This is a genomic window from Methylomonas sp. LL1, from assembly GCF_015711015.1.
Classification (GTDB): Bacteria; Pseudomonadota; Gammaproteobacteria; order Methylococcales; family Methylomonadaceae; genus Methylomonas.
This window is the reverse complement of the sequence record NZ_CP064653.1, coordinates 1734381-1746276: the sequence shown is the minus strand read 5'-3', so window position 1 is coordinate 1746276 and position 11896 is coordinate 1734381. Positions and strand designations below refer to the sequence as shown.

Annotated in this window: 5 protein-coding genes; all 5 read right to left on the bottom strand. The window is 52.4% G+C overall.

Translation table 11 applies throughout. From position 1 onward, the window contains the following. Positions 1 to 3 precede the first annotated feature (3 nt). On the bottom strand, positions 4 to 2349 hold the full coding sequence (locus tag IVG45_RS08200; protein WP_196437342.1) for an EAL domain-containing protein: 2346 nt from the start codon (positions 2347 to 2349) through the stop codon (positions 4 to 6). Between the two features lie 80 nt (positions 2350 to 2429). Next, positions 2430 to 4724, bottom strand: coding sequence for a putative bifunctional diguanylate cyclase/phosphodiesterase (locus IVG45_RS08195; RefSeq protein WP_196437341.1), 2295 nt, complete (start codon positions 4722 to 4724; stop codon positions 2430 to 2432). A gap of 708 nt (positions 4725 to 5432) precedes the next feature. Continuing rightward, the gene (locus IVG45_RS08190) at positions 5433 to 6077 is read right to left on the bottom strand and encodes a response regulator (RefSeq protein ID WP_196437340.1); all 645 of its coding nucleotides are present in this window, start codon (positions 6075 to 6077) and stop codon (positions 5433 to 5435) included. 53 nt (positions 6078 to 6130) lie between these two features. Next, on the bottom strand, positions 6131 to 6769 hold the full coding sequence (locus tag IVG45_RS08185; RefSeq protein WP_196437339.1) for a response regulator transcription factor: 639 nt from the start codon (positions 6767 to 6769) through the stop codon (positions 6131 to 6133). Further along, positions 6754 to 11715, bottom strand: a complete 4962-nt coding sequence (locus IVG45_RS08180) for a PAS domain S-box protein (RefSeq protein WP_196437338.1) — start codon at positions 11713 to 11715, stop codon at positions 6754 to 6756. The genes IVG45_RS08185 and IVG45_RS08180 overlap by 16 nt, the downstream gene beginning before the upstream one ends. Between the last annotated feature and the right edge of the window lie 181 nt (positions 11716 to 11896).

The window sequence follows — 11896 nt, the reverse complement described above, 5'->3', positions numbered from 1 at the left end:
GGTTCAGAAAATTTTAAATTTTTCTCCCCCAAAAGCAGCCTCAACATTCCCGCCGATTGTTGGGCTTTGTTGACTGGATTCGACTTGTTTGGGGTGTTGAACGAATGCTAAAAATGCTTCGGCCGGCAACGGACGGGAGTATAAATAACCCTGCTGCAACTCACAGCCCATGGCCGCCAACAAAGAGCCTTGGCCGGCGGTTTCGACCCCTTCCGCAATCACTTTCAGGCCTAAGGTTTGAGCCATCACCACGATAGCTTCCACCATTGCCCTGTGAGACTGATCGGATTCCAGATCACGAATAATGGAACAATCAATTTTCAGATAGTCAATGTTGGCTCTCTTTAGATTGGATATTCCGGAAATGCCGCTACCAAAATCATCCAGGGAAAGCTGAATACCGCGTGCATGCAGGTTTTCAAGTGTTTGGGCCAGCTTGGGGCAATCGTTGAGCAACAATCCCTCGGTGATTTCCATCGCGATATGAGCGGGATCGAGCCCGGCCACTAGCAAACAGTCGATAGCATGCTGGTCTGCGCGATCCGCGATGAATTGCCGGATGGACATATTGACGCATATTTGTTTCGGACCTTGTTGATTGAGTAGCGCATTCCAGCGTTTGGCGGTATCCGCCGCGTCCCGCAATACCCAGGCGCCGATCTCCAGAATCATGCCGGTTTCCTCGGCGATGGGAATGAATTGATCCGGCGGGACAGAACCCAGCTCGGGATGATGCCAGCGCAGGAGTGCTTCGGCCTTGACTACATGCCCGTCGCGGACATCCATGATAGGCTGGTAATAGACATCGAATTGGCCCTTGGTCAGCGCCTCGTGTAAATCGTTGTTCAGTTGCAAACGCCGCCGCTCGGGTTTCGATAATCGGCGGGCTGAGACGTTGTAAGTATTGCGACCGGCTTCCTTGGCTGCATACATCGCTTGATCGGCGCAACGGATCAGGGACTCGGGGTTAGTCGCATCCTTGGGATAGATCGCAATGCCGATGCTGGCCGATACCGAGGTATTTTGCTCGCCATGATAAAAAGGCCGCCGCATGACGGAAACGATATTCTGCGCTACTCGTTCAAAGTGGCGGGCATTGGCGATTTCCGGCAGGATAATGACAAATTCATCGCCGCCTAGTCGAGCCACGGTATCGGTTTCTCGAACACAAGCCTGTATCCGTTGCGCGGCTTCCACCAATAAACCGTCACCAGCCGCGTGCCCCCAGCTATCGTTGACATCCTTAAAGTGGTCCAGATCGATAAATAACACGGCTAAGCCATAATTGCCACGCTCGGCCTTGATGATTTCCTCGTGTAAACGGTCGCTGAACAAGCGTCGGTTAGGCAGATTGGTCAAGGGATCGTAACAAGCCTGGCTGTAGATTTGTTGCTCGAGGCGCTTGCGCTCTATCGACAGCGAGCTCAACTGGGCGGCTTGCAGCAGTAACGCCGAGTCGTCTTGGTTAGGCAAGCCGGTTTGCTTCAGGTAAACGCACAGCACGCCTTGCAAATGCCGCGACGAGGAAAAAATAGGCTCGGACCAACAGGCGTTTGAGCCCATTTTGCGCGCAATTGTCTGGCAAGAACTCAAACAATCGTGTTGGCTGAAATCCTCCACGATCATTCTTTCGGCTCGCGCGGCCGACGCCGCCCAACCCTGACAGTGTCCAGGTTCCTGGAGCAAAAATTGTGAATCGAATATCGCTCTATAGGGATCGGGAATGGAAGGGGCCACCACCGTTTGAAACCGCGTTCGGGTTTCATCCAGCACCAAAATTGCGCAATAGCTGTCGGGTTTCGCGGATTCGACATAGGTCGCCACGAGCGCCAAAATACCGGCTAAATCATCGCCGTGAGCCAATCTCTCGAACACGCGTTGACGATTGTTTTCGATTAGCTGTTGCCGACGTAGAGAGCTGATATCGATCACTAAAACCGACACCCCGACAATCTCGCCGGAGTCGTCGTATTCCGGCACCAGTTTCTCTATGTAGCTGACTGGGCGGCCATCCGGGTCTGTCCATTCCAGTGTCACTTCGGATTCCCTGCCGCTGAACATCACCTGTTCCAGCACCGACCGATAAGCCTTGGCGGAGATATTGGTGGGCCACCAGAGTTCGTCGACGGATTTGCCCAGTATTTCCGCCGCCCTTTCACTGACGATAATTTGTAAATAAATCGGACTGGCGTAAATCCTGCGGAAATTCCGGTCATAACGTACCGTCGCTATCGGTAGGTTTCCCATCGTCATCCTGGATGTCTGTTCAGGATGAAAGCGCCGGCCTTCCGATAACAAGTCGGCATGGTGTCGATAGCTCTTATCAAAGTGTATAAATCCATTTGGCATAATCTACTCGGCGGTAATATTTAATGTCGGACAATATTCGGTAGTTCTCTCCACTCTGGGTTACTCCGATCGACAACGGCTTATGTTGTTCGAACGGATTGTACAAACAGCAAAAAATCCTCGGCCGACATGGGTTTCGCATACAAATAACCCTGCAGATAATCGCAGCCCACCGCCGCCAACCGATCTCGCTGGCCCTGGGTTTCCACGCCTTCGGCGATCACCTTCAAACCGAGCCGGTGGGCCATCACTATGATCGCTTCGGCGATGACCAGATCGCCCGGATCGGTTTCCAGATCCCGAACGAAGGAGCGGTCTATCTTCAAATAATGGATATCGAATTTTTTCAGATAAGCCATGGCCGAATAACCGGTACCGAAATCGTCCATCGCGATCTGCATGCCGGCCGCGCGGAAGTTTCCCAGTTTCTCCATCACATCGGCCCGGTCATTCAACAGCGAACCTTCGGTAATCTCAATCACCATGGTCTTTGGATTCAAGCCGATAGTGCGTAAATGATCGATCCACAGCACGTCCGGAGTACCATGCATAAACTGTAACGGAGACATATTGACGCTAACTTGGAGATCTCTTAGGCCGCAAGGGCAGTTCAAGCATGATCTTTGCCACTGGATCGCCACTTCAGCCGCTTGCCGAAATACCCAGTCGCCGATTTCATGTATCTCGCCGATCTCCTCGGCAATCGGAATAAACTGATCGGGGCTCACCATGCCACGCTCGGGATGCTGCCAGCGTATCAGGGCTTCGGCTTTTTCGATGTGTTGGTTAAGGATATTGACGATCGGTTGGAAGTAAACCTTGAACTGGCCGGCTTGCAAGGCGCCACGCAAGTCGTTGCTCAATTGCAGATTATCCTGTACCTCGCTATGCAGGGAGCGGGTGAAGAAATTGACGCCGTTCCGTCCGGCTTTTTTAACCGCATACATCGACTGATCGGCGCAATCCAGTAACTGATCGATGTCGTCGGCGTCTTCGGGGTAATAGGCGATACCGACGCTGGCGGAAATATGGGCAATGGAATTATCGAGTTGAAACGGCTTAGCCAAGGCTTCGACAATATGCTCTCCTATCAAACCGGCATTCAAATGCCCCTTGTAGGGTGGAATAATCACCACAAACTCATCACCCGCCAGACGAACGACGGCATCCGAGTCTCGAACACTGCCACGGATCCGCTCCTCGGCCTGCGCCAACAACTGATCGCCCAGCTGGAAGCCCAACGCTACGTTAACCTCCTTAAAGTGATCCAGATTGATGAACAGTAGAGCCATGCTCAAGCCTTGACGGTTACATCTTTCGGCCTGTTCTCGCAGGCGACTACCGATCAAGTGCCGATTATGTGAACCGGCCAAGGAATTGCCGCCGGCATGATCAACGGATTTTCTTTTTATCCCCTCCCGCTCGATGACGAGGCTACTCAAATGGCTAGCCTGGCGCAGCAGCGCCAAATCGGCATCATCCGGTACGGAAGCCTGAGTCAAGTAAACGCGGATGATGCCCAGTAATCGATTGGCCGACGAAAAAATCGGCTCCGACCAGCAGGCCGCCGCGCCGATTTCGATTTTCAATTGCTGGCAAACGCTCCCGCAGGATTGCGCGCCGATATCGGCCCGAATCTGCCTTTTTCCCATCAGGGCCGATACCACACAGTCCTTGTTGCAGCCGCTGCGATCCGACGCTACCAACGCATCGAGCTCGGCCCGATAGGATTCGGAAAGCGAGGGAGCGGCGGCTATTTGAAATCGTGTACGGTTTTCATCCAGAATCAATATGGAACAATAACTTCCCGGCTTCGTTGACTCCACGGACAAGGCAATTTGTTCGAAAATGCCGCGCATTTCCGCGCCGCGTGCAATTTGTTCCAATAAGCCTTGTAGTTGACGCAAGCCATTGTCGGCTAATTTAGGTTCGCGCGCGTCGCGCAGATAGCCGACCAACATTTTTTGGCCGCTAAATTCATGTGCATGCAAGGAAACATCAACGGCCATGGCTTTCCCCGATGCCAGCATAAAATCGGTTTTGATTGCCGCCGAGCCCATGCTACCCACCTGGCTCCATAGCTCGCCGAGCTTAACTAGGGTCAAGGCCGGCATGCAATCGGAAATACAAATAGCCGATGCCAGCGGGTTGGTTTTTTTCATCGTACGGCATAAGGATTCAATGCCGAACACCAGCCGGAATCCATTCGCGGGATTCAGAACGAAAACAGCCGTATAGGCATCGAGCTTGTACAACAAATGCCAAAACAGTATTTTTTCGAAATCAGCTTCGGCAACTGATTTGAACGATTTTGGGTTATGGGTCGCCGAAAATTTTCGCTGGTCGTATGGGAACCGGGGTTGCACGGTTTTCATGTTGAAAAACTCCTGTTATTTCGCTGCTTCGGTGCCGAACCCGAGCCGGGTTTGACCGCGCCAACGTCGTTATTCGAATAGTCCTTTATTCAATTGAAGCCATGGTATTTGCCGTACGGGTGATCCACGCAATCCATCGGCGAGCCAGCACGCTGGAGATGCTCGTCGGCCATTATTCGCCCGCACCTTCTCCGAGATTCCAGCTTTTCCAATCATCCGCCATGGTAACTCTTAAGCTGAAAGCCTGGCGTTGAAAGGCTAAAATTAACACCGACGCTTCAGACCTTGTATTTAGAGCCGGAACATTTGATCAACTTGGGATTCCCGATTAGCAAGACACTTCAGCTAAACTCACAAGTACATCATGCTCGCGGAGCCGCGGGCATCCAGTGCCATCGATGGCAAGTTTCCAGCAAGCCATGCTGACTGGATCTCGGCAATCCGTGCCGAAATGAAGACTTCGAGGACATCTTGTCGAATTAACCGAAGCATTTTGCTAATCAGGTTGGGTTTAGAATAGAAAAATCCAAGCCAAACAACAATCGGCGTATCCTGATTTTAGGCAGGGGGTTTCTCTGAGAAATTTCCGCCGCCTTGTCTGCAAATGCATATAGGCGGGAAATTTAGGGTTGTTGTGGCTGAACAAAAATCCGGCGCCATCAGACTTTATCCTTGGCAGTTGCCTTAAGCACTGGCCATCAACAGCGTTTATTCATTCAAGCCATGGGTAATCGCATATTGCATCAACTCGGCAAAGTTGTTTATTTGCATTTTTTCCATCAAATTGGATTTGTGCGCGCTGACTGTTTTATTGCTAAGGTGCAACCTGCGGGCAATCTGATTGACGGTATGGCCTTGCGCCAACAGGCGCAAAACCAGATCTTCTCGCGCCGTTAAAATTTCGTGCGGCGCCACCCCGACCGGGCTTAAGGCGTCTAAAAAGAAGATTTCTTCCGCCATTTCCGCGCTGATAAAGCGCCGGCCGGCAGCCACTTTACGCATCGCTTCCAACAATTCAGTGGATGACGTTCCCTTGGTGATAAAGCCGGAGGCGCCGGCTTGTATCATGCGTTTGGCAATGGCCGGTTCGTTGTGCATGCTCAGAATTAAAATCGGCAGGTTCGAATAATTCCGCCGGATTTTTCCTATCAGTTCCTCGCCGTGGATACCCGGCAGACTAATGTCGAGTAATAAAAGATCGAAACTGTCAAGCGCCAATGCTTTTAAGACCTCATCGCCCGTGGCGGCCTCGGCGCCGATTTGAATATCGTCAACATACTCGAACAGTTGTCTTAAACCTTCGCGTAACAGCAAATGATCATCCGCCACCAAGATTCGTTTTACTTTGTGCATTGCTTGTTTTTGTTTTCTAAATAGCTCAAATAGGGTTTAGGCGCCGAACTCTACTACCATCCTTGCTTAACCGCGTAGCGCATCAATTCGGCATTATTGCGAAAACCCATTTTTCGCATGATCCGAGTCTTGTATGTGCTCACGGTACCTCTTTCGATGGCAAGTAAATCGGCAATATCTTTCAGACTATCACCCTTGGCAAGTAACTTCATGATTTCCAGTTCCCTTTCGGAAAGCGGCTTGTTGCTGACTGGTTTAGCGGCGTCAAGCTCGGATACCGGCTCATCAAATGTCACCTTCATCGCCAGTTTAGCATCTATGCAGCGCCCACCATCGGCCACTTTGCGTATGGCCGCCGGCAATTGGGTGGGATCGCTATCCTTGGTCAAATAACCCGATGCCCCTGCCTGCATGGCCATGATGGCGATTTGCGCTTCTTCATGCATGCTCAGTACCAATATGGGTAAGCGGCTGTTCTGATGATGAATTTTTTCAATTAGCTCGACCCCATTGGTATCGGGCATCGTCAGATCCAACAACAGAAGATCGAATTGCTCCCGCTTGAGCCAATCCAATACTTGTTGCCCATTGGCGGCCTCCGCGGCGACATGAATATCGTCGGTCAGGGTCAGCAACTGTTTTATGCCCTTGCGCATAATGGCGTGATCATCGGCTATCAGCACTCTGAGCATAATTCCTCCTCATTGGGTAGTAAAACCGGGATACGCACCGTCAATTTCAAACCTTGGTTCGGCGCGGTTTCGATTCGCATATCGCCTCCCAGACTCAGGGCTCGTTCCTCAATGCCGATTAAGCCAAAGGTACCCGCCTTGCGCATGTTGCCGGCATCAAAGCCGACGCCGTCATCACTAATTTCCAATACAAAATTTTGGCCGTCGCATACCAAGACGATCTCGACATTGGATGCCATGGCATAACGCATGATGTTAGTCAGCGACTCCTGTACGATACGGAATAACGCGGTGGCCTGGCATTCGTTCAACGCAAGTTGTTGTTTGGGAATCCGCAGCCGGCATGGGACATTGCTACGTTTACGAAATTCCTGGGCCAGCCATTTCAACGCGGAAACGATGCCCATTTCCAAAGCCGATGGGCGTAATTGGGTGGCCACGTCCCGGACTAATCCGATGGTGGCGGCCATGTCCAGCTCCATTTCCTCGACCTGTTGCAGCAACTCCGGATTATTTTGTCCGAATCGTAAAATCAAACGGGCAAGATCCAGTTTTAACGCGGTTAAACGTTGCCCCAAATCATCGTGTAATTCACGGGCGATATGCTTGCGCTCGTCCTCGCGTAAATTTTCGCTACGAGCCGCCAGCGCCCTGAGTTGCACGCGGGACGCTTCCAGCGCGCGTTGGTATTCCTTAAGTTCGGTAATATCGGTGGCACAAGTCAACACACCAGTCACTGTTCCGTCTTGATCGAGTTCCGGTACCAAATTCATGGTCCAATAAATCATCCTACCGGCACGGGTTTCCGATCGTATCAATGTCGTCTCTGGATTGCCGGTCGCCATGACCCGTAGAAGTATGCGGGTAAACTGATCGGCATCGGGCTCGATCACCTTCCAATACTCTCGCGGGGTTTTACCCAAAAGATCCACGCCAAGTGGCTCCAGCATTTTGCTATAGACTTTGTTGATATAAGTCCGTCGCAGGGACTTGTCGTAACGAACGATGATATCCGGCAGATTTTCGGCCAAGGTGCGAAACTCCTCCTCGCGCTTGCGTATCATCGCTTCCATCTGCTTGCGCTCGGTGATGTCGTGAACATAGCCATACCAAATGATACCGCCGTCCGGATGAGGAACCGGCTTGGTATTGCCTTCCATCCACCGCTCCCCGCGAGTGGGATGCAACATCCGATACTCCGCATGCCATACCGACAGGGTTCGCGCCGACTCCATGATGGAGTCGAGTACGCGCTGTGCATCATCCGGATGATTTAATGCCAACAGAGGTCCGGCATCATCGACCACATCCTCCGGATTCAAGCCGCAAAATTCTCGAATATTCGGCGATGTATAGGGCATGCAAACCGAGCCGTCCGGCTTTAGATAAAAGCTGCCCATCATGCCCGGCGCGGTTTCGGCTAGAGTACGCAACTCCTGTTCGCGCGCGATCAACGATTTTTCCATCCGTTTGCGCTCGGTAATATCCAGCATGATACCCACCAACATCGCATTTCCGCTATCATCGATATAGCGGTTTTTTTTGGTGATAATGCTATGGGTGATGCCGTTACGGTCGGTGAAATTCTCCTCGTTGACGTCTTCCTCGCCAGCACGGAACACCGCCTCGTCTCTGCGCCAGAATTCATCGGCTTCGCCCCTGGGGAAAAAGTGGTAATCCGATTTCCCGATTAAGTCCTGCTGGGAATGGCCGAGCATTTTGCTAAACGCCTGATTGACTAAAATCCAGCGGTGCCGCCTATCCTTGACGAATACGGGCTCGGCGATGGTATCGATCACTCGGCTCAAAAACTGCCTAGAGCCGGCCAATGCCCGCTCAAACCTATCCCGTTCCAATTCCGCCGCGACGCGAATCGCTACCAGTTGTAGAATGGATACCACCTGCTGGCTACCTGTCATTGGCTTGCCGTCCATCACCGAGACAAGGCCCATGGTATTACCGGCCGAATCCCGGAGCGGTAGGCCTGCATAACTTTCCACCCTGAAGTCATTGAGCAGTGTATCTTGCGGAAATTGTTGTTGTACCTTCTCGGGATAACAGCATAATCGACCTTCCATGACGTTATCGCAAGGGGTACCGGCCAAGGGAAAACGCATATTGGCTAGGATTTCGCCTCTGTAATAAATTACCAGCGTTTCGGCATAATCCGGATCCGCGGTCAATTTGCCGATCAACACATAATCGATTGCCAGAATTTGTCCGATGAAACCGGCCAAGGAAACCAGAAAGGTTTCGCGGTTTTCCTGCCAGCCGGACTGGGCAATAAATTTCAGTGTATTTTCTATCCTTTTGCGCTCGGTAATATCCTGCATGAAGCCGTGAAACACGATGCTGCCGTCGTCCTTGAGCGTCGGCATCGCCTTGGCTTCGAGCCAGATGATGCCCTTGGCCGGGTGACGGATGCGAAACTCATAATTAAACAACGCGACGTTTTGCATCGCTTCGGCGATCGCCGCATCCAGGCCCGGCTTGTCGTCCGGATGCGCCATGTTGTGTAACGGCGCTATTTCCGCCACCACGTCCTCGGGCCGTAAGCCATAAATATCGTGGATGCCGGAACTGACATAGGGAAAACTGGCTTGGCCGTTAACGTCGATCTTAAGGGTGTACAAGAAGCCGGGAACATGGTTCGCCATCCTTGAAAAACGCCGCTCAAGTAGTAGACGCTCGGTCAGTAGCGCTTCGTTCTGCTTCAATATGGCGATAGCTTTCAGTTTGTCGGCTTCGGCCCTTTTGCGTTCGCTAATATCGTGGAAAGTAGAAACCACCGCATAAGGCTTGGATTCCCCTTCCATGAACAAGGGCTGGGAATTGACTATAATCCAGACCACCTCGCCATCGGTCCGGCACAGGCCCATTTCGACCCGGTGCTGCGGCTGGCCGGTTCTCAAACACAGCCTGGACGGGAATTGATCGGCGGGAAACGGTTCACCGTCCAATGTCAGCGCCTGTTTAATCGAATCCAGCGGGCGCTTTGGGGGGGCTTGATCCAACGCTATCCCCAGGATTTTTGCGGCGGTGGGATTGATGGAAACGATTTCGCCATCGTGGCCCATGACCACCACGCCTTCAAGCATCGCCGAAACCATCGACCGGTAGAGCGCTTCGCTGCGTTGCAAGGCAATTTCCGCTCGCCTTTGCGCGGTAACATTTCGACCGATAGCCAGCATGCCGCTGATGCTCCCGGCTTGGTCGTGTTCGGCCAGCATGGTGATCATGGCTGTTTCCAGGCCATCGTCGCCCGGATAATTCAACTCAAACTCGATCTGCCCGCCGTTCGCCGCCACCCGCAACAATGCCTGTTCATAATCCTGGTAAATATCCTTGGGAAAACATTCGGTTGGCCGCTTGCCACGGGCTTCGGCCGTTGTGATATGCAGGATCTTTTCCAACGGCGGATTGAAATAGGTGATACGGGCCCGCAAGTCGTAGCGGGCGATACCGAATGGCGCATTTTCCGCCAGCGTCCGGTACTCCCGCTCGCTGATTTGCAGTGTATCGTAAGCTAGTAAACTGGTCAGGCCATCGGCCAAACGCCGGCCTATCTCCCGAAGTAGCTTCACTTCGTCGACTGTCCAGACTCTGGCTCGAGAACATTGATGGATGCCGAATCGCCAAGGTTTGCCGCCCTTGGGATAGAGGACCATGGCCATGAAAGACTTGAAGCCGAATGTCTCCGACAATGCCCCTGGTAACGGATATTCATTACCAGGACCAAATGTCACCGGACCGTCAGCGTCGAGCAGGATACGAAACGCCAACGAGGCACTTTCATCCATGGCAATCACAAGTCCTAAGGCATGGGCGCCAGGATATTCCGGCCGGGTACGCTCCATTGGCACTCGCCACGAATCGACATCAGGATCGTTCGGCGTGCTCAGAAAGGCCCGGTCGCAGTCGAAAATCGAGAGTACCTCATCCAGCACGTCGTTCATCACGGTTTCGAGATCGTTGGAACCCTGGATAGCGCGGTTGACCCTGTCCATGTTTTCGAAGAAATGCAAATGGTTCCGAACCTCGGCCTCCATGCGCTTGCGCTCGGTGATGTCGCGGGAAATGCCGAGGATGCGATCCAGGCGCCCGCTGTCGTCGAATAGGGGCGTCAACGTGGAACGACAGATACGCCGGCCGGTTTGTAAATCCAGCACAATTTCCTCGTCGATGACGTTGCCTGTCTCTAGGCAACGGAGAAATTTAGCGGTCGCATGTTCGACCGGTGCCTCGTCTTCCGCCGATCCGAGCAAGTCGCCCACATAGCTTCCGCGCAGACCGTCCTCCGGCACGCCCGCGCTGGCCTCGAAGGCCCGGTTGGTTTCTAGGTAGCGGAATCGGCTATCCTTGGTGATTTCCACCAGATAAACGCTATCGGAAAGGTTGTGGAAAATGTCGCGAAAGTACCTTTGTTGCAAGGGCAGTTCCGTGCAGACCTGGCAGTTTGGCGCTTGGTATGGGAGTTCTTCAAAGTTTCGGCTTTTTTGGCGTTGTCTTGAAGACGAAGTATTTTGCGACGTTGATTGTGGGGCTAGCGTTGGTGGTCTGGCATGAATAGCCACTTTGGCCATGGCTTCTTCCAGCACCAGGGGCTTGATCAGATAATCCACCGCGCCGGCCTGAAAGCCCTGGGCGCGGTTATCGAGATCATCCCGTGCGAACATCAAAACGACGGAGATGTCCAGTGGATGGTCGCCAGCTTTCAGTTGCTCGCAGACCGTTATGCCGTCCGTTGCCGGCAAATTGAAATCCAGTAAAATCAAGTCGGACTTTACGGCCGTTAAGTTTTGCCTCAACAAGCCAACATCTCGCACCCAATTAACCGCAATACCCCGATGTTTAAGACTGCCGAGTAGGATGCCGTGGATGGACGGATCTTCACTGATTAGCATTATCTCGGGAGAGCGGGGAGGGGGCTGATGAATGTCAGTCATGCTTCAACCGCCCGGATAACAAGCCAACATTGGCTGAGAACAAAGGGTTACCTTGAAACAAGACATCAATCGGCACCATAAGATATGAAAAAATTAGGGCAATTTTATACTAATGGCTGCCAATACCGAGCCGAGAGGCGTTTTTATTGTTCCTGATAATGCTTATCGACCTAAATGGCTG

Coding starts and splice junctions, on each gene's coding strand:
- IVG45_RS08200 (WP_196437342.1), bottom strand. CDS start 2,349: ATGCCAAATGGATTTATACACTTTGATAAGAGCTATCGACACCATGCC.
- IVG45_RS08195 (WP_196437341.1), bottom strand. CDS start 4,724: ATGAAAACCGTGCAACCCCGGTTCCCATACGACCAGCGAAAATTTTCG.
- IVG45_RS08190 (WP_196437340.1), bottom strand. CDS start 6,077: ATGCACAAAGTAAAACGAATCTTGGTGGCGGATGATCATTTGCTGTTA.
- IVG45_RS08185 (WP_196437339.1), bottom strand. CDS start 6,769: ATGCTCAGAGTGCTGATAGCCGATGATCACGCCATTATGCGCAAGGGC.
- IVG45_RS08180 (WP_196437338.1), bottom strand. CDS start 11,715: ATGACTGACATTCATCAGCCCCCTCCCCGCTCTCCCGAGATAATGCTA.